Origin of the sequence: Chryseobacterium arachidis, assembly GCF_900129245.1 — a bacterium.
Lineage (GTDB): Bacteria > Bacteroidota > Bacteroidia > Flavobacteriales > Weeksellaceae > Chryseobacterium > Chryseobacterium arachidis.
Map to the genome: position 1 here is coordinate 525,872 of NZ_FQUT01000001.1, position 24,725 is coordinate 550,596.

General features: G+C 34.9%; 28 protein-coding genes and 1 pseudogene. 8 read left to right on the forward strand and 21 right to left on the reverse strand.

Going from position 1 to position 24,725, the window contains the following annotated elements; translation table 11 throughout:
* Window positions 1-2: 2 nt before the first annotated feature.
* The 8 genes from BUA89_RS02290 to BUA89_RS02325 all read left to right on the forward strand — a co-directional run bounded on the left by BUA89_RS02290 (window position 3) and on the right by BUA89_RS02325 (window position 7,399).
* Window positions 3-1,091, forward strand: coding sequence for an HmuY family protein (locus BUA89_RS02290; protein WP_072953005.1), 1,089 nt, complete (start codon window positions 3-5; stop codon window positions 1,089-1,091).
* A gap of 25 nt (window positions 1,092-1,116) precedes the next feature.
* A complete protein-coding gene (locus BUA89_RS02295; protein ID WP_072953006.1) occupies window positions 1,117-1,995 on the forward strand; it encodes a heme/hemin ABC transporter substrate-binding protein in 879 nt (292 codons plus the stop codon).
* Window positions 1,979-3,019, forward strand: a complete 1,041-nt coding sequence (locus tag BUA89_RS02300) for a FecCD family ABC transporter permease (protein ID WP_072953007.1) — start codon at window positions 1,979-1,981, stop codon at window positions 3,017-3,019. The genes BUA89_RS02295 and BUA89_RS02300 overlap by 17 nt, the downstream gene beginning before the upstream one ends.
* Entirely contained in the window at window positions 3,019-3,789 is a 771-nt protein-coding gene (locus BUA89_RS02305) for a heme ABC transporter ATP-binding protein (RefSeq protein ID WP_072953008.1), read from the forward strand. The genes BUA89_RS02300 and BUA89_RS02305 overlap by 1 nt, the downstream gene beginning before the upstream one ends.
* Window position 3,790: 1 nt before the next feature.
* Window positions 3,791-4,441, forward strand: a complete 651-nt coding sequence (locus BUA89_RS02310) for a class I SAM-dependent methyltransferase (RefSeq protein WP_072953009.1) — start codon at window positions 3,791-3,793, stop codon at window positions 4,439-4,441.
* Window positions 4,442-4,445: 4 nt separating this feature from the next.
* Window positions 4,446-5,474: a hemin-degrading factor gene (locus tag BUA89_RS02315; RefSeq protein ID WP_072953010.1), complete on the forward strand. Its 1,029-nt coding sequence runs from the start codon at window positions 4,446-4,448 to the stop codon at window positions 5,472-5,474.
* 213 nt (window positions 5,475-5,687) lie between these two features.
* Window positions 5,688-6,560 (forward strand): ChaN family lipoprotein, encoded by an 873-nt coding sequence (locus tag BUA89_RS02320; RefSeq protein WP_072953011.1) that lies wholly within the window; start codon window positions 5,688-5,690, stop codon window positions 6,558-6,560.
* 209 nt (window positions 6,561-6,769) lie between these two features.
* Window positions 6,770-7,399 carry a peptide deformylase gene (locus BUA89_RS02325; RefSeq protein ID WP_072953012.1) on the forward strand — a complete coding sequence of 210 codons (630 nt, stop codon included), beginning with the start codon at window positions 6,770-6,772 and terminating at the stop codon, window positions 7,397-7,399.
* A gap of 117 nt (window positions 7,400-7,516) precedes the next feature.
* Here the strand turns inward: BUA89_RS02325 and BUA89_RS02330 are convergent, their stop codons facing one another.
* From BUA89_RS02330 to BUA89_RS02430, 21 genes and pseudogenes are all read right to left on the reverse strand, one after another.
* Entirely contained in the window at window positions 7,517-7,738 is a 222-nt protein-coding gene (locus BUA89_RS02330; protein WP_228420511.1) for a peptidyl-tRNA hydrolase, read from the reverse strand.
* Between the two features lie 42 nt (window positions 7,739-7,780).
* A complete protein-coding gene (locus BUA89_RS02335) occupies window positions 7,781-8,902 on the reverse strand; it encodes a lactonase family protein (RefSeq protein WP_072953013.1) in 1,122 nt (373 codons plus the stop codon).
* 197 nt (window positions 8,903-9,099) lie between these two features.
* Window positions 9,100-9,522: an organic hydroperoxide resistance protein gene (locus BUA89_RS02340; protein WP_072953014.1), complete on the reverse strand. Its 423-nt coding sequence runs from the start codon at window positions 9,520-9,522 to the stop codon at window positions 9,100-9,102.
* Window positions 9,523-9,957: a MarR family winged helix-turn-helix transcriptional regulator gene (locus BUA89_RS02345; RefSeq protein WP_072953015.1), complete on the reverse strand. Its 435-nt coding sequence runs from the start codon at window positions 9,955-9,957 to the stop codon at window positions 9,523-9,525.
* Between the two features lie 201 nt (window positions 9,958-10,158).
* Window positions 10,159-10,791, reverse strand: a complete 633-nt coding sequence (locus tag BUA89_RS02350; protein WP_072953016.1) for an NAD(P)H-dependent oxidoreductase — start codon at window positions 10,789-10,791, stop codon at window positions 10,159-10,161.
* Window positions 10,792-10,949: 158 nt separating this feature from the next.
* Window positions 10,950-11,981, reverse strand: a complete 1,032-nt coding sequence (locus tag BUA89_RS02355; protein ID WP_072953017.1) for a serine hydrolase domain-containing protein — start codon at window positions 11,979-11,981, stop codon at window positions 10,950-10,952.
* 126 nt (window positions 11,982-12,107) lie between these two features.
* Window positions 12,108-12,605, reverse strand: coding sequence for a hypothetical protein (locus tag BUA89_RS02360; RefSeq protein ID WP_072953018.1), 498 nt, complete (start codon window positions 12,603-12,605; stop codon window positions 12,108-12,110).
* Window positions 12,602-13,054 (reverse strand): hypothetical protein, encoded by a 453-nt coding sequence (locus BUA89_RS02365; RefSeq protein WP_072953019.1) that lies wholly within the window; start codon window positions 13,052-13,054, stop codon window positions 12,602-12,604. Before BUA89_RS02365 ends, BUA89_RS02360 begins: the two co-directional genes overlap by 4 nt.
* Before the next feature lie 138 nt (window positions 13,055-13,192).
* Window positions 13,193-13,924 carry a lipoyl(octanoyl) transferase LipB gene (gene lipB / locus BUA89_RS02370; protein WP_072953020.1) on the reverse strand — a complete coding sequence of 244 codons (732 nt, stop codon included), beginning with the start codon at window positions 13,922-13,924 and terminating at the stop codon, window positions 13,193-13,195.
* A 32-nt stretch (window positions 13,925-13,956) separates the two neighbouring features.
* On the reverse strand, window positions 13,957-14,691 hold the full coding sequence (trpA, locus tag BUA89_RS02375; RefSeq protein WP_072953021.1) for a tryptophan synthase subunit alpha: 735 nt from the start codon (window positions 14,689-14,691) through the stop codon (window positions 13,957-13,959).
* Window positions 14,692-14,693: 2 nt separating this feature from the next.
* A complete protein-coding gene (locus BUA89_RS02380) occupies window positions 14,694-15,542 on the reverse strand; it encodes a GIY-YIG nuclease family protein (protein ID WP_072953022.1) in 849 nt (282 codons plus the stop codon).
* Window positions 15,543-15,566: 24 nt separating this feature from the next.
* Window positions 15,567-16,751: a tryptophan synthase subunit beta gene (gene trpB, locus BUA89_RS02385; protein WP_072953023.1), complete on the reverse strand. Its 1,185-nt coding sequence runs from the start codon at window positions 16,749-16,751 to the stop codon at window positions 15,567-15,569.
* A gap of 192 nt (window positions 16,752-16,943) precedes the next feature.
* Window positions 16,944-17,396: an IS200/IS605 family transposase gene (gene tnpA / locus BUA89_RS02390; protein ID WP_072953024.1), complete on the reverse strand. Its 453-nt coding sequence runs from the start codon at window positions 17,394-17,396 to the stop codon at window positions 16,944-16,946.
* Between the two features lie 47 nt (window positions 17,397-17,443).
* Window positions 17,444-18,136, reverse strand: a complete 693-nt coding sequence (locus BUA89_RS02395) for a phosphoribosylanthranilate isomerase (protein WP_072953025.1) — start codon at window positions 18,134-18,136, stop codon at window positions 17,444-17,446.
* 18 nt (window positions 18,137-18,154) lie between these two features.
* Entirely contained in the window at window positions 18,155-18,934 is a 780-nt protein-coding gene (trpC, locus tag BUA89_RS02400) for an indole-3-glycerol phosphate synthase TrpC (RefSeq protein ID WP_072953026.1), read from the reverse strand.
* Between the two features lie 12 nt (window positions 18,935-18,946).
* Window positions 18,947-20,317 carry an ankyrin repeat domain-containing protein gene (locus tag BUA89_RS02405; RefSeq protein ID WP_072953027.1) on the reverse strand — a complete coding sequence of 457 codons (1,371 nt, stop codon included), beginning with the start codon at window positions 20,315-20,317 and terminating at the stop codon, window positions 18,947-18,949.
* A gap of 12 nt (window positions 20,318-20,329) precedes the next feature.
* Window positions 20,330-21,319: an anthranilate phosphoribosyltransferase gene (trpD, locus tag BUA89_RS02410; protein WP_072953028.1), complete on the reverse strand. Its 990-nt coding sequence runs from the start codon at window positions 21,317-21,319 to the stop codon at window positions 20,330-20,332.
* 83 nt (window positions 21,320-21,402) lie between these two features.
* Entirely contained in the window at window positions 21,403-22,014 is a 612-nt protein-coding gene (locus BUA89_RS02415) for an anthranilate synthase component II (RefSeq protein ID WP_072953029.1), read from the reverse strand.
* Window positions 22,014-22,254, reverse strand: a pseudogene (locus tag BUA89_RS02420) (four helix bundle protein). Before BUA89_RS02420 ends, BUA89_RS02415 begins: the two are co-directional and overlap by 1 nt.
* A 145-nt stretch (window positions 22,255-22,399) precedes the next feature.
* A complete protein-coding gene (locus tag BUA89_RS02425; RefSeq protein ID WP_178362418.1) occupies window positions 22,400-23,824 on the reverse strand; it encodes an anthranilate synthase component I family protein in 1,425 nt (474 codons plus the stop codon).
* A 248-nt stretch (window positions 23,825-24,072) separates the two neighbouring features.
* Window positions 24,073-24,708: a hypothetical protein gene (locus BUA89_RS02430; protein ID WP_072953030.1), complete on the reverse strand. Its 636-nt coding sequence runs from the start codon at window positions 24,706-24,708 to the stop codon at window positions 24,073-24,075.
* Between the last annotated feature and the right edge of the window lie 17 nt (window positions 24,709-24,725).

The following is a 24,725-nucleotide window of genomic DNA, read 5'->3' on the forward strand; positions in this document are numbered from 1 at the left end:
AAATGAAAAAAATACTGTTTTATCTTTTAATTGGAGGAGCATTTATTGCACAATCGTGTATTAATGATAATGATGATCCGGTTGCTGTTCCTAAAACAGACGGATTTACTGTAGACGCAAAAGTAGGAGGAGCTACTCAGCCTAACCAGGTATGGTTCGATTTTGGGACAAATTCTATGGTTCTTACGAAAAGAGCAGATTGGGATCTTGCTTTTTATGCAGGGAATGAGTTTAAAGTTATTTTAAATTCATCAGTAGCAATGGCAGCAAAAAAAATTCCTGATGTAACAGATATCAAACAAGTGACAGCGGCAAGTGTTGCAACTTTAACAAATGAGGTTGTAGTTGGACCATATAGCGCTGCGAATATAGGATATATTGATGATGTGAAAGGGAATATACCTTCTGGATATACGGCTATAGAGGAAGTAAAAGCCAATGCATCTGAAAATGGAATCTATCTTATCAATATGGGAGTGAAAGTTTTTACTGGTACTGTGGCAGCTGGATCTGTTAATACTGGTTCAGAATCAAGAGGATGGATGAAAATACAGGTTTTAAGACAGGGTAACGGTTACAAAGTTAAATATGCATCACTTGATGAAACCACGAATATCAAGGAACTTAATGTGACTAAAAACTCTGCTTATAATTACAATTTTGTAAGCTTAGTCAATAATAACGAAGTGGCTATTCAGCCTGAAAAGAAAAATTGGGATATCGGTTTCTCTGTTTTTACAAATGTTATTGAAGGATTAGGAACTTACGTGTATGCAGATTTTATCACAATTAATAATCTGGGAGGTGCAGGAGCCTATGAATTGAAAGCTACAGGTACTACCACAGGGGCTGATGCATATAATAATTTTAAATTTTCAGATATTGATCAGTCTAAGTTCGTGTATAACGATCAACGTGTAATTGGAGGCAATTGGAGAGAAGCGGGACCTTCCGGATCTCAGGTAAAAAGTACAGTTTTTTATGTGATAAAAGATGCAGAAGGATATTACTTTAAGCTAAGATTCAAGAATATGACTGATGAAAAAGGAGAAAGAGGTCATCCTCAGTTCGAATACAAGCCATTATTCTAACCTTTATAAATCAAATAATACTACAATGAAAAAATTCATACTTGCAGCTTCAGTATTGGTCGCAGTGTATTCTTGCAAAAAAACTGAAGGAGCTAAAACTGAAAACAATACAGAAATAAGTACTGAAACACCAAAAAATAACAATAAAATTGTAACACTAAACGGAGGAATTACAGAAATCGTAGCGGCTTTAGGTCACGAAAAAGAAATCGTTGCAACAGACGTTACAAGCACTTATCCTGAATCTCTGAAGGCTACGGCAAAAGATTTAGGTCATATGAGATCAATGACAATTGAGCCGATCATGGCCGTTTCTCCGACATTGATTTTAGCATCTGATAAAGATATCAACCCTGAATTAATGGGGAAAATCAAGGCTTCTGGAATTAAAACTGAAACTTTCAAGCAGGAATTTACTGTTGACGGAACGAAAAAATTAATCGCAGACGTAGCCAAAGCGATCGGAAATACAGATTATCAGAAATTGAATAATAAAATCGATGCAGATTTAAAACAAGTTCAACTGATTGCTAAAAAACCAAAAGTATTGTTCATTTATGCAAGAGGAAATATGCTGATGGTTTCAGGTAAAAATACGCCAATGGACGCATTAATCGGTCTTGCAGGTGGTCAAAATGCCGTAACTGATTTCGAAGATTTCAAACCATTAACTCCCGAAGCGGTTGTAAAAGCAAATCCGGACGTTCTGTTCTTCTTCTCAAGCGGATTGGAAAGTTCAGGAGGTAATGAAGGAGCTTTGAAAATGCCGGGCGTTTCACAGACAAACGCGGGTAAAAACAAGAAGATTATCGCTATGGACGGAGGCTTGGTTTCAAGTTTCGGGCCAAGATTAGGAGAGGCTGCTGTAGGATTAAATAAACTTTTAATTGAAAACACAAAGTAAATTATACGTTTACATTACAATAAGTACCGTACTGCTTGCGATTATAGCAGTATGGTCTCTTAATACCGGGGTTTACGATTTTGATGGTAAATCTGCGTTTGAAGTCTTGGGAAAAGTAATAATGGGAGATTCAACGTTGTCATTGAGCGATAAATATGTAGTTTGGGACGTAAGAGCAGCCAGAATTATCATGGCGATTCTTATCGGGAGTATGCTTTCGGTGTCAGGAACGAGTTTGCAGGGATTATTCAGAAATCCATTGGCAACAGGAGATTTAATTGGTCTTACCGCGGGAGCTACCTTAATGGCGGCGATTACCATTGTTTTAGGAGGGTATTTCCGAGAGTATCTTCCTGAAGTAATACAGTTTTCGCTGGTTGGGATTGCAGCTTTCATCGGTTCGCTTTTGGCAATGCTGCTGGTGTATAGAATTTCCACAAGTGGAGGAAAGACGAATGTCGTGATGATGCTTTTAACGGGGGTTGCCATTACAGCCATCGGTTTTTCAATTGTCGGTTTTCTGATTTATATTTCAAAAGACGAACAGTTGAGAGATTTAACCTTCTGGAACATGGGAAGTTTAGCCGCTGCAACCTGGACGAAAAACATTGTTTTGGCTGTAGTTTTATTAATTTCTTATGCGATTCTTTTACCGAAGGGAAAAGCTTTAAATGCCATGATGTTAGGCGAAAAAGATGCACAGCATTTAGGAATTAATGTGGAAAGGCTTAAAAAACAAATCGTCGTCATCGTATCATTAATGGTCGGAAGCTGCGTAGCTTTTTCAGGGACGATTGGCTTTGTAGGATTGATTGTCCCTTATATTTTAAGGCTTTTATTTAAATCAAATTACAATTTTATTTTGCCTTTATCCGCGATTTTCGGAAGTATTTTATTGTTAACAGCAGATACAATCAGCAGAAGCATTGTACAGCCTTCCGAATTACCGATCGGAATTTTAACGGCAATGATGGGAGCACCGATTTTCATCGCTATTTTGTTGAAATTTAAAAAATCAATCTAATGGTTAAAGCACATCAAATCAGTTATCAACATAAAGAATTCCATATTCTGGATGGAGTTGATGTTCATTTAAATTACGGTGAATTTTTAGCCATTGTGGGTCCAAACGGAGCAGGAAAATCCAGTTTGTTAAGTGTTCTGGCGAATGAAGTGAAATCGAAACAGCAGATTTTATTTAAAGATAAAAACATCAGCGACTGGAATATTCAGGAATTATCGAAGCATAAAGCAAAATTTTCTCAACACAACAGCAATGATATTCCGCTTGAGGTGAAAGATGTCGTGATGATGGGACGTTACCCGTATTTCGATGCTCAACCGAGACAGGAAGATCATGAAGCGCTGAACAATATGATGTACGAAACGGATGTTTATCACTTGAAAGACAGGGAATACAATACATTGTCGGGTGGAGAAAAGCAACGTGTGCATCTTTCGAGAGTGATGGCGCAGTTACAGAACGAAATTACCCACAAACTCATGTTCCTCGACGAACCTTTGAATAATTTGGATGTTAAACACCAATACAAAGCGTTGGAAATCATTAAAAATTTTACTAAAAAGGCAAATTCAGCGGTTGTTGTTCTTCATGATTTGAATTTGGCGGCACAATATGCAGACAAAATATTGTTAATGAAATCGGGTAGAGTAGCTGCTTACGGAACGCCGGATGAAGTTTTCACGGCTGAAAATATCAGCAAAGCATACAATTTTCCCTGTACCATTTGCCCACATCCCATCACCAGTAACCCAATGATTATTTTCGGATAATATGGAAAGAGAAGACTTAAAAATATTAGCTCAGAATTTGGCCAACCCTCAAGGACCAAAAGGAATTGAAATTGGCGAAATGATGAATGCTACCAACATCGGAATGACGCTGGAAAGTATTAAAACACTTTTAATAGAAGACGATGAAACCATTCTTGAAATCGGTCACGGAAATGCAGGTCACGTTAAAAGCATTTTAAATAAAGCTCAAAACGTAAAATATACAGGAATTGATATTTCTGAAACCATGCATGACGAAGCCAAAAGACTGAATGAAGAATTTAAAAATCAGGCAGATTTTGTTTTGTATGAAGGAACAATATTGCCTTTTGAAGATCAGACTTTCGATAAAATATTTACCGTAAATACAGTTTATTTCTGGAAGCAACCGATTGAATATTTAAATGAAATCTACAGAGTGCTGAAAGACAACGGAACTTTCGTTCTGACTTTCGGACAACGGGATTTCATGGAAAAATTACCTTTCACGCAATTTGATTTTACTTTATATAATACAGACGAAATGGAACAAACCGTTTCAAAAAGTTATTTTAAAAGAATGAAAATCTCCGAAAAGGAAGAAGAAGTGAAAAGTAAAACAGGAAACGAAACCATAACAAGAAATTATACAGTTTTAACCATAAAAAAATAAAATAATGAGCACATTAGTTAATGATCTGAAAGAAAAATGGGAAGCTCTAAAAGCGGAAAATCCGCATTTGAGAATAAGAAATGCTGCCGACCAATTGGGCGTAAGCGAAGCTGAATTATTGGCAACTAACCTAGGCGAAGGCGTAACGGTTCTAAAGCCGGAATTTCAAAATATCCTTACTGAAATAGAGCAACTGGGAAAAGTAATGGCTCTTACACGTAACGATGAATGCGTTCACGAGAGAAAAGGAACCTACCTTAATGGTGATTTCAGCAGTCCTCACGCGCAGCTTTTTGTAGGTGAAGATATCGATTTGAGAATTTTCCTGAACCACTGGAAATTTGTTTTCAGTGTAGTGGAAGGGGATAGAAAAAGCTTTCAGTTCTTCGGAAAAGACGGTTTGGCACTTCACAAGATTTACTTAACAAAGGACAGCAACGAAGCTGCTTTCGAGATTATTGTTGAAAAATTCAAGGCTGAAGATCAAACTCCTGTTTTAGAATTTGAAACAGTTGCCCCAAAAGCTGAAGAAAAAGCTGATTCTGAAATTGATGTTGAAGGTTTCCAGAAAGCCTGGACTGAATTGAAAGATACTCACGATTTCTTCATGATGACAAGAAAATTTGGAGTAAGCAGAACCCAGGCATTGAGATTGGCTCCGGAAGGTTTCACTAAAAAAATAGACAGCTCAAAAGTGGTAAATGTTTTGGAAGATGCTTCTGAAAAAGAACTTCCGATCATGATTTTCGTTGGAAACAGAGGAATTATCCAGATCCATACAGGAAATGTGAAGAAAACGCTTTGGCATCAGCAGTGGTTCAACGTAATGGATCCTGATTTCAATTTACACCTTGATGTAACGAAAATCGCTGAAGCTTGGATCGTGAAAAAACCGACTGAGGACGGAGAAGTTACGGCTATCGAAGTATTCAATAAAGAAGGAGATTTCATCGTTCAGTTCTTCGGAAAAAGAAAACCAGGAATTCCTGAGCTGCAGGAGTGGAAAGATCTTGTAGCAGATTTAGAAAAATAAATAGTTAGATGATTTTATTAAGCCGTTTTGTTTTTTGCAGGGCGGCTTTTTTAATGTAAAACTGTAAATTTGTTTAATTACAAAAATTTATACATACAGTTTGTCATTCCGGAGCAATCTAATCAAAGTTATTAGAGATAAAACAGGAAATATTCATGTCTAGATACCTAGGAGTGATAAATATACTGGTTATTAAAACTTTAAAAAATAAAAATGAAAAATATTTTCATCACCATACTGCTTGTTGTTTTCTGCTCATTCAATGCCCAGAATTTCAAAGCGTATCAATTTTATGATAAAAAAGGAAAGGAAATTAAGACCGAAAAATTAGTCAAAGAACTGACAGATTACGATGTTGTTTTCTTTGGTGAAAATCATAACAGTTCGATCAATCACTGGCTCCAGTTGAAAGTTACGGAGGCTTTGTTTGCACAAAAAAACGGACAGCTCATTTTAGGGGCTGAGATGTTTGAAAGAGATAATCAGTCACAATTAAATCAATATTTAAGCGGAAAATTTGATGCTAAAACATTGAAAGATTCGGCACGTTTGTGGAATAATTTCACCACAGATTACAAACCGTTGGTTGATTTCGCTAAAGATAAAAAGCTGAATTTCATTGCCACCAATATTCCAAGAAAATATGCTTCTCAGACTGCAAAAGAAGGATTGGAATCTTTAAATAATCTTTCCGAAAAAGAGAAAACCTACATCGCCCAATTGCCAATAAAAGTAACATTAGATACTCCCGGTTACCCTGAAATGAAAAAGATGATGGGCGATCATGCAGAAGAAATGAAAGTGATGAATTTTATTTCCGCTCAAGCTATAAAAGACGCAACCATGGCGGAATCTATTCTGAAAAATCTTCAGGCGGGAAAAATGTTTATCCATTATAACGGAAATTATCACAGCAAAGAATTCGGCGGAATTTACTGGTACATCAAACAGAAAAATCCAAATGTAAAAATGACGGTAATTTCAGTTTTTGAATCTGAAAATCCTGAATTGAAAGTACCGGAAAAAGATTACATTCCAACGGATTTTAATCTGATAATACCGAGTGATATGACGAAGACTTATTAAAAAACAGAATATTTTATCAATAGGAACGGGCTTTTTTATTCTGAGCGTGTCGAAGGAAGCCCGTTTTTTTATACATAGCGTTTGTCATTCAGAACGAAATGAAATGGAGTGAAGAATTTCTAAAAATATAGCTTAGATTCTTTCTTCGTCAGAATGACAAACTTTGTGTTTAAAAGACATTGGCTATATTTGTTTATATTTTATCTAAAATGAAAAACCTATCCCTTTTCTTCATCCTTTTCATCGGTTTTATCAATGCTCAAAAATTGACTTCCCAAGAGATTTCAATCATTAATCAAGGAGATGTAAATTCTGCATTACCAATTTATCAGACAACTGATGAGAATCAGCATAAAACTTTGCTGAGTCTGTCTACAGAAATCGATCCGTTAGATAAAAACACGGCAATTTTAGTCAAAAGAATGAAAGAATCTTTGCTGTCAACCGATGGTGGAGTGGGAATTGCAGCACCGCAAGTGGGAATTAACAGAAAACTGATCTGGGTTCAACGTTTTGACAAACAAGGCGAACCGCTGGAATATTTCATCAATCCGGTGATTGTCTGGAGATCAGAATTACAAAATCTGGGTCCGGAAGGGGATTTGTCGATTCCTGAATTCAGAGATCAGTTTTACAGAAGTAAAGTGATTCAGCTGGAATACGTGGATTTGAAAGGACAAAAATATTCAGAAATTGTGGAAGGTTTTACCGCAGTGATTTTCCAGCATGAAATCGACCATCTTTTCGGAATTTTAATTTCAGATAAAAAAGAAAAAGAGAAAAACGATTCTTATCAGCCTGTTGATGCTTTTAAGAAAAGTGATTCTGTGACGAGATAATTTTACATTTTATTTTTCTGAATCTTACCAAATATTTTGTGGTGTCCACATTTTCAGAAACTTAAATTTTTTCGGATATTCTTCCCGTGAACAAAATGCCAAAGCTCTCCTTGTTATTTAATGAAGATTCAGTGAGTAGCACAAAATCAACTTTGTTTTTAAAGCATTAAATTCTGTTTCATTAACGATACAAACGACTTTTCTGAATATTCCATGTATCCATTGGATCATATTTTCGTTACTTTCAAATTTCCTGTAGCAAGCCAACGAAGCGTGTGCAGTAATTACCGGGACGGATTTGTATGGAATATCATTCTTTACAATAATATATATTTTCATCTGTTATGTTTTTTTAATTCATTCTAAATGGTTCAGGATAAATCAATATTTCCTTATCTGCACATTCGTAACATTTTTAATCTTAATGTTTTTACCCACTTTCTTCAATAATCCCGTTTCTGCATTTCTTTTAAATACAGTCACATTACTGGTTAAAGTATTAGCAGTAATTAAAAACTTTCCGCTTGGGTCAAGGCTGAAAGTTCTCGGATGTCTTCCTTTAACAGATTGATAGCCGATCGTTTTTAAAGTTCCGTCATTTTGAATGGAAAAGATGGCAATATTATTTTCATTTCCACGATTGGAAGCATATAAAAATTTTCCGTCAGGCGAAATATGTACGTCAGAACTTTCAAAATCATTTTTGTACTTTTCAGAATGAGTGTTAATTCTTTGCAGGTTATTGAGGGTTCCATCTTTGTAGGAATAAACACTCACGGCTCCACCCATTTCTTCAATGCAATACGCAAATTTTCCATTAGGATGAAAACTAAGATGTCTTGGTCCGCTTCCCGGAATGGTTTTTGAAAAAGGAATTTCCACTTCTGATAAAGGCTGGGCTTTCTTATTATCAAATTGATACGCTCTGATCTTGTCGGCTCCCAAATCGGGAAGAAACAGGTAGTTGAAATCAGGAGAAAAGACAGTCGAGTGGATGTGTGCACGTTCCTGTCGACCAGAATTTATACTTCCTTCTGTAAACTGGAAATTTTGAATGTAGGCCTCAATTTTTCCATTTTCAGAAATGGGATAAACGGAAACACTTCCTTCCGTGTAATTTCCATTCACTAGCCATTTTCCGCTTCTATGAGCCGTTAAATAAACCGGATTTTCGCCACCGCTTTTTTGTCTATTGATAAACTTTAAGGTTTTATTTTCTCTGTTAAATTCAAAGCTGCTCACACTTCCTCCGTTCTTTGTTTTGCTTTCGGTACAGGCGAAAATATATTTTCCGTCAGGTGACAGCGTAAGAAAAGAAGGGTTAGAAATGCCTGAAAAGCTGGTTACTTTTGATAAATTACCTTTAATGGTATCCAATTCGTAGACATAAATCCCTTCCGTTTCTTTATCCCAATTGTACGATCCGAAAAATGCATATGTTTTTTGAGAATATAATGGATGGCACGCAAAAACCGCGAGTGCTAAGAATAATATTTTTTTCATGTATGCTGCTTTAATGCAGATTGAGTAAGTTTAATTGGTATTTTTCTTTTTGATTAAAAGGTATTGATACTTCAATTTAAATAGAAGAGGTGATAAAATTAATTATTTCTTCCTAATTATCAATCAGAAATTCTCTTTTTGCAACAAAAAATCTGCTTCCTGAGAAGCAGATTAAATATTTTTATAAGATTTTAGTCTTAATGATTCGTCACTGAAAGTTTTACCTCCATATTATTTCTTGTCGCATTAGAATACGGGCAGATTTGGTGAGCTTTCTCTGTTAACGATTGTGCTTCTTCCAAAGAAACTCCGGGAATATTCACCTCCAGTTCGGCTGCTAATCCAAAACCTCCGTTTTCGATTTGTCCGATGCTTACTTTTGCATTTACGGTAGTTTCTCCGGTTTCAATTTTCGATTTGCTGATGATGAGGTTGAGCGCGCTGTCGAAGCAAGCGGCATATCCTGCTGCGAAAAGCATTTCAGGGTTGGTAAAGTCATCATTTGAACCGCCCAGAGCTTTGGGCATTCTGACTTCTAAGTCAAGAATTCCGTTGTTGCTTTTTACGTGTCCGTTTCTTCCGCCTTTTGCGGTAACTTCAGTTGTATATAAGGTTTTCATTTATTTTTCTATTTTGTTTAATATTTTTTGGACGCTGTCTTTCAGTTCAAGCCAGTCTTCCCTGGTAACATTTATTTTATTGTGAATTTTTTCAGGAATTTCACACGCCTTTTGCTGAAGTGCTTTTCCTGATTCTGTAATGAATACTTCAACTACCCTTTCGTCTTCTTTTTTCCTTTTTCTTTGGATAAATCCTTTGGCTTCCAGTCTTTTTAAAAGTGGAGTCAGAGTGCCGCTGTCAAGATAAAGTTTTTCACCGATGCTGTTCACTGCAAGACCATCGTTTTCCCATAAAATCATCATCACGAGATATTGCGGATAGGTGATATCCAGCTCATCAAGAAAAGGTCGATACAGACCGGTAATTTCTTTTGCGATGACGTACAATGGAAAACAAATTTGATTTTCCAGTTTTGGAGTGGTAAGATTGTCCATAAATGAATGTTTTGTGAAAATATTGTTTTACTGAGACTTTGCAGCCCGACTTGAGCGGAACTCCTTTTTTGCTTTCCTAAATTTTTCTTTTTAAGACAATTTCTGATGCAAAAAAGAGTGGGAGCGGAAGACGGAAAAGCTGCCCGAAAAAAAATCTAAATAGCTTTCGACGAATGTCAAATTGCTGCCCCGATAAAAATATTACTTTTTAATGATAAATTCTTCCATCGGAATTCTCACTTTCTTCATGTGAGAAAGATAATCTTTTTCGAGGTCTCTGTAACCAAGATACAGCAGACTTACGCTTTTTAAACCTAATTCTTTAAGATTAAGAATTTCATCAACCACTTCATTGCTGAAACCTTCTGCAGGTGTAGAATCTATTCTCAGTTCGGCAGCCTGTGCCATTGCCAATCCTAAAGCAATATACGTCTGCCTTGCCGTATGTGCAAAATGCTCTTCCGGAGTTTGTGCACCATAAATTTCTTTGATTTTATCGGTGTAGCTGCTGAAACGTCCTCTCGGCAAATCTCTTACATCGGTATGATAATCGTAAACTTTGTCAATTTTTTCATCTGAATAGCTATCCCAGGCTGCAAAAACCAAAACGTGAGACGAATCTCTCATCACTTCAGGGTTTAAAGCACCCTGTACCATTTTTTCTTTTAATTCCTGATTTTCAACCACAATAATTCTGAACGGCTGTAATCCTGATGAAGTGGGAGCCAATCTTGCTGCTTCCAGAATTTTATTTAAATCTTCTTCTTTTACTTTTTTGGTAGCATCATAAGCTTTTACAGCATGTCTCCAGTTCAAATTTTCTATTAATGACATTTTGTTAAATTTTATTTTGAATTGTATGTTGCAAATATACTGCCAAATTAAATTGTATACAATTTAATTTTGTAAAATAAAATTGTTGATAATATCTATTACATTTTAAAATTATGTCAATAAAAAAACTGTATCGGGGAGATACAGCTGTGAGGATTTTATTTTTTAAGCAAATTACTTCTGAGTATAATATCTTTAATTTCTTTTTCGAAGTAATAATAAAGATTGCTGTCGTCATTCATCTGATTTTCCAAGACAATGATGCTGACATCACTTTCGGGAATGTAAATATTAAGCGATGCAAAACCGTCTCCCAATCCCGTATGACCAAAATATTTGGTGTCCTGATCATTCACGATCCTGATGTTGTAGCCATAGCCATTTTTGTCTTTCCCAAAAACATCGTGCTGGGACATTGCGGAAGGAGCCGTCATCAAATTATACATCTGAGCCCCTAAAATTTTTCCTTTATGAAGCTGATCATTCCAGAGGGATAGGTCTTTTGCGGTGCTTATTACACCATCTGCAGGCAGGTTTTCATCATTAATAAAAGATTCCTCTACGGTAGTGAAAATATGGCCGTTGGTAAGATGGCCTGAAACAAGTTTTCCCTGATTTTCTTTAGAATAGCAGAACGTATCTTTCATCCCTAATTGATGAAACAGATGATCTGCCAATTGCCTGTACGGCTGACCGGTAACATTTTCAAGGATTTTCCCTAAAAGAATATTCGAAAGATTTCCATATTTAAATTCTGAACCGGGTTTGAATGATAAGGGCTTTTCAATGTCTGTAATTCCGTGGGTATGGTTCAGGAGCTGATGAACGGTGACAGAATCTGCCCAAGTCTGGGTAAGTGTTGGGAGGTATCTTCTAATAGCAGACTGCAAATCGATTTTTCCTTTTTCTGCTTCTTTCAATATCAGAACTGCCGTTACCTGCTTGGTATTGGACATGATTTCAAACTGATCATTCTGTTGTAGGGGTGCAGGATTATTGATTTTTTTAAAACCGTAAGCTCTGGAATACTGCGGCTTTCCATTTTTAGTGATTAAAACCACTCCATTAAACATTCTGGGCTCTTTCACTTTGAGTAAGCTGTCTATTTCGAAAACATAATTGGTCTGTGCAAAGGAATAAAAAAATGAAAAATATAATACAAGGAAAAATAGTCTGAAAGTCTGTGACATTGGGTTTGATGGTTTATTTTTTTGAGGTTCAAAAATAAACTTTAAAATTTAAATAAATCAAATGAAATAGTGGTTTAAAAGGAATTATTATACTGTAGCATTTTTGTACGATTTCTTTAGTTTTAATTAATCAGCAAATTTGGTTTTTCTATTCAAATTTTTCTCCTGATAAAATGTTATTTGGTATTCTTCAAAAGAATTTACTCTTTCATTTCCATTAAAATTAATAATGAATTTTTTTTCAGGAAATTCAGTTTGAAGTTTTGTTGAGTATATGTCGCAAAATCTGTTTCCCAAAAATAAAATTTGTTCATAAGTCACCTCATCTTTTTTTTCATCAGTGCCCACTAGATCCAGAATATGGATATGATTTAGAACCGATTCAATTTGAGCGTAGTTTTTAATGGATTCGGTATTTTTCCAGTTTTCAAAATTGCTTTCGTTAAAATGGGCTTTCAATATAATGCAGCCATCATATTCTGTAAAATCAGGCCATAAAAGAAAGGAATATCCAATCATGAATCTTACATTCCCTTCGGCTCTTATCCAATCTTCAATTGAAAAGTCTTTGCCATTGTATTTTCTCCAATCCTGTAAATCGGGAATTAGTTTTTCGTCATTCATTTTTTCTGTATTATAAAGTTTAGAAGGTCAAGAATATGTTGTTGGGTATGGCTGCGAAATATCAGTTCGAAAAACCAAAGTCCGTCTGCTAGGCTGTTATTTTCAATTCTCCATTTGATTTCCAGCAAATCTGTAATGATATCAGATAGATCATCAATTGCGTCACCAATTGTATTGTCTTTTAAGTTATCAATATCATTAATATCAAGGACAGTTTTATAAAACCCAAAGTTTTTAAAATTACTTGTAATATTTTTCCTGATATCCGGAAGTCGTGATTTGTCGAAACTTGGATACTGTGTATCATCGAATTTGTATTCTATTTCGAAATACAGATCGTAAATTTTTACTAAATGCCGTTCTAACCACTTTTCTTTGTCGGTTACTGTTAAATTTGGCTTAAGTCCATATTTAATAATTTCGTTTATCGTGGAAATTAGCTCTACCATTTTACTATGATTAAATTTAGCTGTCAGTCAAACTATAGTTTGTTAAAAGTAAAGAATATAAATCAAATCAACTAAAGTATGCTAACAAAAAAATCTGCTCCCCAAAAGAAACAGATTTTATATCGTTCAAATATTTTATTAAGCTTTCACCACCAATTCTGCTTCAAAAACATCTACAAAATGCTTTCTGATTTTTGCTTTGATGTCTTCCATTTCTTCGGGAGTCAGTTCTCTTTCGAGCTCTCTTTTTAAAGAAGTGACCTGTTTGTCTTTGATACCGCAAGGGATAATGTATTCAAAATAACGCATGTCGGTATTAACATTTAAGGCAAAACCATGCAAAGTTACCCAACGCGAGGCTTTTACACCCATTGCACAAATCTTTCTGGCGTAAGGTTTTCCAACATCCAGCCAGACTCCGGTTTCACCTTCTGAACGTTCGCCTTTCAAACCATATTCTGCAATCGTTCTAATGATGACTTCTTCCAGGTTTCTCATGTATTTATGAATGTCTGTAAAAAAATTTTCAAGATCTAAAACAGGATAACCGACGATCTGTCCGTAACCGTGATAGGTAATGTCACCACCACGGTTTACCTTTACAAAAGTAGCATCGATTTCTTTTAATTTATCGATTCCGGCCAACATATTTTCTTCATGTCCGCTTTTTCCTAAGGTGTAAACATGAGGATGCTCGACTAAAAGAAAGTGATTGGGTGTTGTAATATGCTGTTCTTCGGGTAAATCTCTGTTTTTAATTTTGGTATCAATAATATCTTTCATCAGTTTTTCCTGATAATCCCAAGCGGGTTGATATTCTTTTATGCCTAAATCTTCAAATTCTACGATTTTATTCTGATGTGTGTTCATACCAATTTTTGAATACCCAAATTTAGTGATTTTTATGCTTTTATGGAATGGATGAAATCTATGGCTTTTGTTTCCCAATCTCTATTTTGCAGAAGAATGTTTACAAAAGCGGTTCCAATGATTCCGCCTTGTGCTTTTTCGGTTACGTTTTCGAAATCTTCTTTAGATTTAATTCCAAAACCAATCATGACCGGATTTTGTAATGGGAGAGATGCTAATCTTGAAAGATATTCTTCGTTTTTTAAAACTGCATTCTCGTTTCCTGTTGTAGAAGATGAACTTACTGCATATAAAAATCCTGAACTTAAAGAATCCAGATATAGAATTCTCTCGTCTGAAGTTTCCGGGGTCACCAGAAATGTGAAGTTTAAATGATATTTCTCTAAAATTTCTTGGTAATTTTTCTCAAATTCGATTGGCGGTAAATCAGGGATGATTAGTCCTGAAACTCCACATTCGGAACATTCTCTACAGAAGTTTTTAAATCCAAAACTTAAAACCGGATTGATATAACCCATTAAAATGATTGGAATTTTTATTTCGTTTTTAATGGATTTTAACTGAGAAAATAGCTTTTCAATATTCATTCCGTTTTTCAACGCCAGTTCATGAGCCTGAGAAATGACCGGCCCATCTGCAACAGGATCGGAATAAGGCATTCCGATTTCGATCATATCCGCTCCGGCATCCTGAATGGTTTTTATAATATCGGCAGTATCTTCCAACTTTGGAATTCCTGCGGTGAAGTAGATGTTTAGTTTTTTCATAATTAAATTTCAACTGATTTTAAAATTCGTCCGTCAGATAATCTCCATTCAGTTAATCCGTTTGCACTTCTACCCATAACTATTGCCGCAGCTGTTGATGGGCTGCTGAATAAATAGTCTTCAGTAAAAATTAATTTATTATTAATGTTTACAATTTTTTGTTCATCAATTAATCTTTGTCTAAAATTTATAATGGACTGATTTAAAGAAGTGGTCACCGAATCTGCAATTTCAGAATCTTTTAAAACGACAAAACCCTCATTGGTAATTTGCCCTTGAGCATTTGCTCCTCTTGAGGCTCTAATGTAAAAAGTGTTATTTTTTTGATCCTCAATTGTTTGATTTTCATGAATTAATTCTTCAAAAATCTTATAACCTAAAGTGTTGGTCAACAATTTTATATTTTCAATGAATTCTTCCATTTCAGCTCTGTCAGATTCTGATATGCTTGAGCGGGTAGGAATATTAGAATTATCCAAATTGTATCTGTTAACTTTTTTAGCGATTTCATAAAGTCTGTTTTCCAAATATTTTACGTGAGCCTTATTTAAATTTTCATCTTTACTTATGAAAACAACAGCTTCGTTCCAAAAATCTTTTCCTGATACATGCTGAATAATTCTTTTGTATATTTCTTCTCCTTCTCCAATATAAGCTAAATCTTTATTGTCTGTGGATTTTCCAAAAAGAATATAAATGCCGGTGCTTTCTAACTCCGTTCGATCCGTAGAAACCTTTATTTTATTTCTAGGAATTTTAAATGCTTTACCTGTCCAATTTGAAAGTTCACATGTCAATCTTCCATTAGGTTCTCCATCAATTAGAAATATTTTAATAGTTTTTCCAAACATAATTGTTAATAGTTTTTTACAAAATTAATGATTAAGATGTTTCAAATATGTTTCCATATCCTTATCACCACGGCCACTTAAACAAATAACTACGACATCATTTTCATTAAATTTCTTTTTATCCAAAACCGCCAAAGCATGAGCGCTTTCCAGTGCGGGTATAATACCTTCCAGTTTTGTAAGATCAAATGCTGATTGTAAAGCTTCATCATCATTAATACTAAAAAACTCGGCTCTTTTTTCTTTAAATAAATGGGCGTGAAACGGTCCGATTCCGGGATAATCCAAACCTGCTGAAATAGAATGGGGCTCGATGACCTGTCCGTCTTCTGTCTGCATCACCAAGCTTTTACTTCCGTGTAAAACACCTAATGTTCCCAAAAAAGTAGTGGCGGCAGATTTTCCTGAATCAATCCCAAAACCTCCTGCTTCCGCGGCAATAATTTTCACATTTTCTTCTTCCACGAAATGGTAGAAAGCTCCGGCTGCATTACTTCCGCCACCAACGCAGGCAATGATATAGTCAGGATTTTGTTTTCCAGTCTGTTCGAGAAGCTGTTCCTTAATTTCTTTTGAGATGATACTCTGAAATCTTGCCACCAAATCAGGGAAAGGATGCGGACCAACTACGCTTCCAATCACATAATGAGTAGTCACAGGATTGTTGATCCAGTCTTTTAAGGCTTCATTCACAGCATCTTTCAAGGTTTTTGAACCCGAAGTTGCGGCTACGACTTTAGCGCCTAACATTTTCATTCTTGCTACATTCGGAGCTTGTCTTTGAATATCGATTTCGCCCATATAGACAATACATTCAAGACCCAATAAAGCACAAGCTGTTGCCGTTGCAACGCCGTGTTGTCCGGCTCCGGTTTCTGCAATAATTCTGTTTTTTCCTAAACGTTTTGCCAATAAAACCTGCCCTAAAGCGTTATTGATTTTATGAGCTCCGGTGTGATTGAGATCTTCTCTTTTTAAATAAACATTTGTATTGTATTTTTTACTTAAATTCTTACCGAAATAAAGTGGGGTGGCGCGACCAACATAATTTTTCAGCAAATCCTGATATTCATTTTGAAATTCTTCCGATTCAATAATCTTAAGATAATTTTTTTGCAACTCTTCAACATTCGGATAGAGCATTTCGGGGATGAAAGCTCCGCCAAATTCTCCGTAATATCCGTTTTCGTCGGGGGTTTTATAATTCATGATGTTGTATTTATCATTTAGAAAGAGTCCCGAAGGGACGATTTATTAAAGGATAGGACGTGAGTCCTATTAATTTACATGTTGTATTGTATTGTATTGTATTGTATTGTATTGTATTGTATTGTATTTCATGTTTTGATAGGATTATCATCCTATCCTTTAGAAATACGTCACTTCGTGACTGGTTCTGATTTAATCCCAAAGGTATTTTTCATCGTAATCCGTTTTGTATTTATCCAGGATATTAATGAATTCTGTTTTGAAATCTTCATTTTCATGATGTTCTCTTTGGTTTGTAATATAATTAATCGTTGCAAAAATATGTTTTTGACTTACCGAAAAAGCGCCGTAACCATCCTGCCAGAAAAAATCTTGATATTTCCTTCCTTTGGTTTTTATCCATCTTGAAGAATGAGCTTTTATTTCCTGAACCACTTTCATCAACGCATATTTTGGTGACAAAGTCAAAAGAATATGAATGTGATTATCTGTTCCTCCAATCCTGATGGAAGGGCTACTAAGATTTTTGCATATTGTGGATATATAGGCAAAAAGTTCTTCTTCAATGCTTTCATCTATAAAATCATTTCGGTGTTTTGTACTGAAGATGATATGAACATAATTTTTAACTAATGATTGTGACATTTCTTTGTGTTTTTATAATTTGTGTGAGAGGATTTGTATCCTATCCTTTAAAAAATCATTTCATTGGGATTTTTAAATTTACTTATTAATTCTTTTATTTTTTCTAAATCTTTAATTCCAGCTTCCAATTCAAACTTTGAGTTAATATCAATTGCAAATGGTTGTTGGTTTACAGTTGATAGTTGATGGATGTTTTCCAGAGAAATTCCGCCGCTCAGAAAATAAGGTATTGGGATTTTAACTTCATTTAAAATATTCCAGTCGAAAGTTTTTCCGGTTCCGCCAAATGTTTGGCTGTCAGTATCAAATAAGAAATAGTTGATGCTTAACAGGTTTTGGTTGATGGTTTTTTGTAATTCGTTCGAGGATTGGTTTCCTATTCTTATGACTTTGATTATTTCAATTTTTGGATTGAGTTTTTGTTTTAATTCTGAAATGAAATGCTCGGTTTCATCACCGTGAAGCTGAATGAAATTTAAGTTTGCTTTTTCTGAGATTTCAATAATATTTTCTACACTTTCATTCACAAAAACACCTACTTTTCCATAATGTCGAATTTCTGAAATTTGCTCTAAACTCAAGTAATTCAGAACATATCTTGGAGATTTTTCATAAAAAATAAAACCGAGAAAATCGATTTTTAATGCCACTAATTCAAGAATTTGAGCAAGCTGAGTTAATCCGCAAACTTTGATTTTTGGTTGATGGGTGTTGGTTGATGGGTTTTGGTTTTCAGACATTGTTAAATTGGTAAAATGTTATATTGATACATTCGAAATAAATTCAGAGAATTTATTTCCCGGATTTTCATGTTTCATAAAATATTCGCCCATTAGAAATCCATCAAATCCCTTTTCTTTTAAATACTTAAAGTCATCCATATGATAAATTCCGCTTTCAGCAACCGACAAAATATTTTCTGTAAGCTGGTTTTTCAGATTAACAGAATGCTGCAAATCAACCTTGAAATCTTTTAAATTCCGGTTATTAATTCCCACCAAGTCAATTTCTGAATTAAAATGTTTCAGCTCTTCCTCAGTGTGAATTTCCAATAAAACTTCCAGGCCCAATTCATGAGAAAGCTGGGTGAACTCGTGAACCTGCTGAGGCGAAAGACAGGCTGCAATCAACAAAACGACATCAGCTCCCATACCTTTTGCTTCATAAAACTGGTATTCATTAATCATAAAATCTTTTCGCAGAATCGGAATATTGATATGATTTCTGACTTGTAAAATATCTTCGAAGCTCCCTCCGAAGAAATCTTTATCCGTTAAAATAGAAATTCCGCTCGCTTCGAATTGTTCATAAGCTGAAACAACTTCTAAAGGAGAAATTGTATCATTAATGATTCCTTTTGATGGAGACTGTCTTTTAAATTCAGCAATAATTCCGGATTTTGATGTTAAACTTTCTTTAAGCGAACAAGTTTTTCTCGCGAAAAATTCTGAATCTTTCAACTGTTGTAGAGGAACTATTGTTTTTGAATCTGAAATTTCCTGTTTTTTTCTTGCTATGATTTTATCGAGAATGTTCATTCTTTTAAGGTTTTATAATTTTAAGGCAAGCCATTTTTTGTTTCCTGTTCGTTCTACCGTTTCTTTTAATGTACTCTGTATTGTATGACCGTAAAAATCTTTAACATCGGTGCTTGCTCCATTTTTTAACAGTAAAACCGCAATGTCGTAAAGATTATATTGAATAGCTTTTAAAAGAGGAGTTTGTTTATCGTCGTTGGTTTGGTTCACATCAGCCCCTTTTTGTATTAATAAATCTACTGCGTTAAGATTTTTTTCGTTCCAGACCGCCACAAGCAGTGCAGTTTCCCCATTGTCTCTCTGTATATTTACGTCTGCACCATTTTCAACAAGATATTTTGTGATTTCGAGATTCGTTTGCCACAATGCTTCCGTTAGCGGAGAAACACCTCCGAAGCCTTCGCTCTTTTGGTTGATATTGGCACCGTTTTCTACGAGATCTCTTACTTTTTCGATGCAGTTTGAGGAAACTGCTTCTATTAATGGTGTTCTTCCATACTTTTCAGTATTTATTTTCGCACCTTTTTTTACTAAAAAATCCATAAGTTCCGTTGAACACAATTCGTTTCCTGACACGGAGGAAAGTGGAGTGGTACCGTTTTTCGAAACCGAATTGATATTTCCGCCTTTGCTCACAATCTTCTTTGCAATGTCGATAAATCCTTTTTTGCAAGCCCACATCAGAGCATTTTCTCCGTCCTTCGGATTGGTATAGCTTACATCAGCACCTTTATCTATTATTTTTGAAATAACTTCCTGGGAAATAGTTTCGCTGAATAATGCATCCAAAAGCGTGTTTCTTCCTGTTTCTTTACTGAAGCTATTCACGTTAACATTCAGATCTAACAATTTTTTAACGATGTCGTTCCATTCATAAGCTAAAGCCCATTGCAAGGCAGAAGTTCCATCTGAATCTTTACTGTCAATTTTAGCATTTGCGTTGTTGTTTAATAGAAACTTTGCCATTTTCTCATTTCTGTTAGCACAAGCTAAGAAAAATGCAGTATGTCCTGCTTTATTTTGAAGATTAATATCCGCATTTTTGTCGAGCAGCAATTCTGCAATTTTTATTTGATTGTAAAAAGTTGCTAGCATTAGCATTGTCCATTCTTTATTAGAAGCATCCGTTGCATTCTCTTGTCTTCCTCCTCTAAAAAATCCATCAAATCTGGAATCTACATCGGTTCCTTTGCTGAGTAAATCTTGGACACCTTTAACGTCTCCATTTCTAATGATTTCTATTATTTTTTCGCTTTCCGCTTTAGAGAGTTCCACCATTTTTTCGTGAGTTTTCACAACCGGAATTGTTTTTTTCTCAAGGGGTTTATCTTTACAAGCTTGTAATGAAAAAGAAAAGACTAAAAATATGAGCAGTTTATTCATTTGTATCTTATTTTAATGATTAACTAATTGCTTCAAACAATGTAACGCTTTTCCACTTTCCAGACTATCTTTTGCCAGATTCAGGCAATCATCGTAAGTTCCAAATTTATTGGTATAATATAATGCAACGGCTGCATTTGCCAAAACCACTGCATTTTGAGATTCTGTGCCTTTTCCTTCTAAAATATTTCTGAAAATTTTTGCAGTTTCTTCGGGTGTATTTCCTGCTTTAATATTTTCCGGATTAACAGTTTTAAAACCTAAATCTTCCGCCGAATAAATATTTTCCCCATTTTTTGTAATGATTTTGCTGTCATGGGTAAGACTGATTTCGTCATAACCATCCATTCCTTGAACCAAAACAAAGTCCCGGATTTCTTTCTGAAGCAAATACTGATAAATTCTCGCAATTTCAAGATTATAAACTCCAATCACTGAAAGTCGAGGTTTTGCGGGATTCACCAACGGACCCAAAAGGTTGAAAAAAGTTCGTAAACCTAAAGATTTTCTTAATGTAACAACCGATTGTAAGGCCGGATGAAAATAGGGAGCGTGAAGAAAACAAATGTTTGCTTTTTCTAAATCCTGATTCAATTCTTCGGAAGTTTTTTTGAACTGATAGCCCAAAGCTTCCATCACATTGGATGAACCTGTGATTGTTGAAGCCCCGTAATTGCCATGTTTCGCCACTTTTTGTCCGGTTCCTGCAACGACAAAACTTGCCAAAGTAGAAATATTAATGGTATTTTTTCCGTCACCTCCTGTTCCAACAATATCAATTGTATCGATGGTACTCAAATTTACCGGAACCGCCATTTGCAGTAACGCTTCTCTGAAACCTTTAAGCTCTTCCAGTGTAATATTCCGCATCAAAAAAATGCTTATAAAAGCGGTGACTTCCGTTGCATTGAATTTATTCTGAGCAATCTCAATCATTATCGCCTTCGCCTCAGATTTGGATAAGGTGTGATGATTGAACAGGTATTGTAGGATTTCTTTCATAGTGTAAATCGTTGTTGGTTTTTAGTAATTAGTTGATGGTTTTTAATAGTTATTTATTTCTATCAACCATCAACCAAAATCTATCAACACAATAAAAAATTCTTAATAATCGTTTCCCCATCAGGTGTCAGAATACTTTCCGGATGATACTGAACACCATGAACATCGTACGTTTTGTGTTTCAAACTCATAATCATTCCTTTACTGTCTGTACTTGTAATTTCAAGTTCATCAGGAAAACTTTCTGGGTTGACTGCCCAACTGTGATATCTTCCGACTTCAAGAGTTTGTGGCAAATCTTTGAACAGTTTGTGTTCACTGGTTTGTATAGCTTCCGTAGCAACACCGTGATAGATTTCGCTGAGATTGATGAGGTTTCCGCCAAAAGCTTCTGCAATGGCCTGTTGACCCAAACAAACACCAAGAATACTTTTTGTAGGAGCATATTTTTTAATTAAATCCAATAAAATTCCCGCTTCTTCAGGAATTCCGGGACCGGGTGAAAGAATGATTTTGTCATATTTCTCAATTTCTTCCAATGAAATTTGGTCATTTCTGATAACGTCGACTTTTTCATTCAGAATTCTTTCGATAATCTGAACGAGATTGTAGGTAAAGCTGTCGTAATTATCAAAAACGAGAACCTTGGTTGTCGGTTGTTGGTTATTGGTTGTTGGGTTTGAAATATCTGTCATTATTTTGTTTTGTAATAATTAATAAATCCGTTTAATAACTTTTTGCAAACTGTAATCTGATTTGAAATTATTGTTAGTTTTTCATCATTTATGTATTCTAAATCTAATGATAAATAAAACTGTGTTTCAAGTTCAAAAAGAAAACCTCTTGCAATAAAAGAAAATGTATTGTTTCTTTGAAGTATTTCTTCCACAACCTTCTGCAATATTTGAAGGAACGGAAGCCGTACATCTTCTCATTTGGTTTGTCAATCCAAAAATTTCTTCTTTTGGGTAACTTTTTGTTGAATCTTAAACAAGTTTCGTTAGTTCTCTCGATTCAATCCAAACATCTAAATTCTTTTGTTCCATATTTATGCTTTTAAAATCTATCAACTAACAACAATCAACCAACAACTAAATTTTCTGCTTTTTCCACCGCTTTTTTCAAGGCATTAAGCTTATTATTTACTTCCTGCAGTTCGCTTTCTGGATTTGATTTTGCCACTAACCCCGCTCCGGCCTGATAATACAGCGTATTGTTTTTGCTTAAAAAAGTACGGATCATAATGGCCTGATTGCAATCGCCATTCAAACCAATCATACCTATGCAACCACCGTAATAACCTCGCGAATCTTTTTCGTACTCATTGATTAGCTGTAAAGCCTTATGTTTTGGAGCGCCACTCAGAGTTCCCTGCGGAAAGGTGGTGGCAACCATTTCAAAAGGATTGGTGTTTTCCTCCAGTTCTGCCGTCACCTCGCTCACCATGTGAATAACATGAGAAAAAAGCTGGATTTCTTTGAGTTTCGCAACTGTTACATTTTTTCCTAATTTTCCCAGATCATTTCTTGCCAAATCGACCAGCATCGTGTGTTCTGCATTTTCTTTCGGATCATTTTTTAAAGATTCGATTGATTGTAAATCGGTTTCAAAATCGCCGGTTCTCTTGAAAGTTCCTGCAATTGGATGAATGATGGCCTTGTTATCTTTTATAATCAGTTGACTTTCCGGACTTGAGCCGAATAATTTATAATTTCCATAATCAAAATAAAAAAGATAAGGCGACGGATTGATATTTCTTAAAGCACGATACACATTGAACTCATCGCCTTGAAATTTCTGCTCGAATCTTCTGCTTAAAATCAACTGAAAAACATCGCCCCGCATACAGTGTTTCTGGGCAACTTCAACCAATTGTAAATAGTCTTCATCGGTTATATTTGAAGTTTCTTCTGCTGTTTTTTCAAAAGGATAAACGACTGCATTTTTGTTTTTAATAAAATCTTCCAGGGTTCTAAATTCAGATTTTACCCCGTCAATTTGATTTTCAATAAGATGCATTTCATCATTAAAATGATTGATTGCAATCACATATTGATATAATCTGTAACGCAAAATAGGAATTTCAACTTCTTTGCTTTGAGGCTTAAATATTACATTTTCAAAAAACTGAACGGCTTCAAAACTTGTATATCCAAAAAGTGACTGGGCTGTTTCTTCAATTTTATCGTGTGTTTTTTCGCATTCGAAAGTTTTAGAAAAATTGTTTAATAATTCAGAAATATTTTCATTTTTCAATGATTTCTTTTCAGGAGCCTGATTGGGAAGTTTAATTTCGTATTCGTTTAAATCTTTAATCTCAATTCCGGCAATGGCATTCACGGCAATAAATGAAAAATTATTGTCGATATTTTTAGAATCCGAGCTTTCCAGAAGAATGGTATCACGGAATTTGTCTCTGATTTGAAGGTAAATATTCATCGGGGTTTGAAGATCGCCCAATGTTTTTTTAGATTTTGTTTTAATTTTTATAATGGAATTCGACATTTTTTAATTTTTGAGATTTAGACATAAAAAAAGACTTCAACGCAATCGTCAAAGTCTCTGTATTTTTTTTCTATAAATTCCGGCTGTAATTCAACAACAAGACCATAGCTTCAGACCCGACGAAGAGTTTGAAAGCCACCACCAATTTTTGTTGTTTGAAATAATCATGGGACAAATGTAAATATTTTTTTCAATACAGAAAAATAAAAATCTGAAATTAAATGATCTTAAAATTATAAATTTTAGATCTATTCTTCGTGTATATCTAACTCGTGGAGCTTTTTTTCATATTCTAAATCTTCATATTCTTTCAGGTAATTTTTTAATGCTGTACTATATTCCCGGATAAATTCCTGATTTTTCGGATCGGCCTCATATTGTATTCTTGCTTTTTCAACGGGCGCCCGTTTTTCATATTTCAATAGCATTTTTCCTTCTTCGGATTCTTGATAGAGAATAACTATATTTTTTTCATAACCGGGAATAAATTTTACGGGAAAGGGCTTTTCTTTCTGCGGAATCCTGATTGCATTTTCAATAGGATAAATTGCGGCTGTTGTCGTTGAAAAAAATGTGGTGATGTATTTGCCATCCTGTTTTTTTACAATAGCTTCATAATCATGGATATATTCGTCATTTAAGGTAGAATTGGTTTGAATATCGGAAGTGATAATAGCAGTACTTTCAATACCGTATTTGTTTAAAAACCATGCATTTAAAAACTGTCCGCCGATTCCGTTTGCTATAGAAAGAGGCAAGATGGAGAGTAGAAACCACCATTTCTTAGTTAATGCAGATAATAAGACAAAAAATGCAAAGAGAATAATCACCGTGAGAAAACCATGGTGACTTGTGAAAAATAAAAGCTTTGAGATGAAAATCATTCTTTAAATTTACAAAA

What these genes read in the sequence shown, in the direction of transcription:
- BUA89_RS02290 (WP_072953005.1), top strand. Translation starts at nt 3, where the DNA reads ATGAAAAAAATACTGTTTTATCTTTTAATTGGAGGAGCATTTATTGCA.
- BUA89_RS02295 (WP_072953006.1), top strand. Translation starts at nt 1,117, where the DNA reads ATGAAAAAATTCATACTTGCAGCTTCAGTATTGGTCGCAGTGTATTCT.
- BUA89_RS02305 (WP_072953008.1), top strand. Translation starts at nt 3,019, where the DNA reads ATGGTTAAAGCACATCAAATCAGTTATCAACATAAAGAATTCCATATT.
- BUA89_RS02310 (WP_072953009.1), top strand. Translation starts at nt 3,791, where the DNA reads ATGGAAAGAGAAGACTTAAAAATATTAGCTCAGAATTTGGCCAACCCT.
- BUA89_RS02315 (WP_072953010.1), top strand. Translation starts at nt 4,446, where the DNA reads ATGAGCACATTAGTTAATGATCTGAAAGAAAAATGGGAAGCTCTAAAA.
- BUA89_RS02320 (WP_072953011.1), top strand. Translation starts at nt 5,688, where the DNA reads ATGAAAAATATTTTCATCACCATACTGCTTGTTGTTTTCTGCTCATTC.
- BUA89_RS02325 (WP_072953012.1), top strand. Translation starts at nt 6,770, where the DNA reads ATGAAAAACCTATCCCTTTTCTTCATCCTTTTCATCGGTTTTATCAAT.
- BUA89_RS02330 (WP_228420511.1), bottom strand. Translation starts at nt 7,738, where the DNA reads ATGAAAATATATATTATTGTAAAGAATGATATTCCATACAAATCCGTC.
- BUA89_RS02335 (WP_072953013.1), bottom strand. Translation starts at nt 8,902, where the DNA reads ATGAAAAAAATATTATTCTTAGCACTCGCGGTTTTTGCGTGCCATCCA.
- BUA89_RS02340 (WP_072953014.1), bottom strand. Translation starts at nt 9,522, where the DNA reads ATGAAAACCTTATATACAACTGAAGTTACCGCAAAAGGCGGAAGAAAC.
- BUA89_RS02345 (WP_072953015.1), bottom strand. Translation starts at nt 9,957, where the DNA reads ATGGACAATCTTACCACTCCAAAACTGGAAAATCAAATTTGTTTTCCA.
- BUA89_RS02350 (WP_072953016.1), bottom strand. Translation starts at nt 10,791, where the DNA reads ATGTCATTAATAGAAAATTTGAACTGGAGACATGCTGTAAAAGCTTAT.
- BUA89_RS02355 (WP_072953017.1), bottom strand. Translation starts at nt 11,981, where the DNA reads ATGTCACAGACTTTCAGACTATTTTTCCTTGTATTATATTTTTCATTT.
- BUA89_RS02360 (WP_072953018.1), bottom strand. Translation starts at nt 12,605, where the DNA reads ATGAATGACGAAAAACTAATTCCCGATTTACAGGATTGGAGAAAATAC.
- BUA89_RS02365 (WP_072953019.1), bottom strand. Translation starts at nt 13,054, where the DNA reads ATGGTAGAGCTAATTTCCACGATAAACGAAATTATTAAATATGGACTT.
- lipB (WP_072953020.1), bottom strand. Translation starts at nt 13,924, where the DNA reads ATGAACACACATCAGAATAAAATCGTAGAATTTGAAGATTTAGGCATA.
- trpA (WP_072953021.1), bottom strand. Translation starts at nt 14,691, where the DNA reads ATGAAAAAACTAAACATCTACTTCACCGCAGGAATTCCAAAGTTGGAA.
- BUA89_RS02380 (WP_072953022.1), bottom strand. Translation starts at nt 15,542, where the DNA reads ATGTTTGGAAAAACTATTAAAATATTTCTAATTGATGGAGAACCTAAT.
- trpB (WP_072953023.1), bottom strand. Translation starts at nt 16,751, where the DNA reads ATGAATTATAAAACCCCCGACGAAAACGGATATTACGGAGAATTTGGC.
- tnpA (WP_072953024.1), bottom strand. Translation starts at nt 17,396, where the DNA reads ATGTCACAATCATTAGTTAAAAATTATGTTCATATCATCTTCAGTACA.
- BUA89_RS02395 (WP_072953025.1), bottom strand. Translation starts at nt 18,136, where the DNA reads ATGTCTGAAAACCAAAACCCATCAACCAACACCCATCAACCAAAAATC.
- trpC (WP_072953026.1), bottom strand. Translation starts at nt 18,934, where the DNA reads ATGAACATTCTCGATAAAATCATAGCAAGAAAAAAACAGGAAATTTCA.
- BUA89_RS02405 (WP_072953027.1), bottom strand. Translation starts at nt 20,317, where the DNA reads ATGAATAAACTGCTCATATTTTTAGTCTTTTCTTTTTCATTACAAGCT.
- trpD (WP_072953028.1), bottom strand. Translation starts at nt 21,319, where the DNA reads ATGAAAGAAATCCTACAATACCTGTTCAATCATCACACCTTATCCAAA.
- BUA89_RS02415 (WP_072953029.1), bottom strand. Translation starts at nt 22,014, where the DNA reads ATGACAGATATTTCAAACCCAACAACCAATAACCAACAACCGACAACC.
- BUA89_RS02425 (WP_178362418.1), bottom strand. Translation starts at nt 23,824, where the DNA reads ATGTCGAATTCCATTATAAAAATTAAAACAAAATCTAAAAAAACATTG.
- BUA89_RS02430 (WP_072953030.1), bottom strand. Translation starts at nt 24,708, where the DNA reads ATGATTTTCATCTCAAAGCTTTTATTTTTCACAAGTCACCATGGTTTT.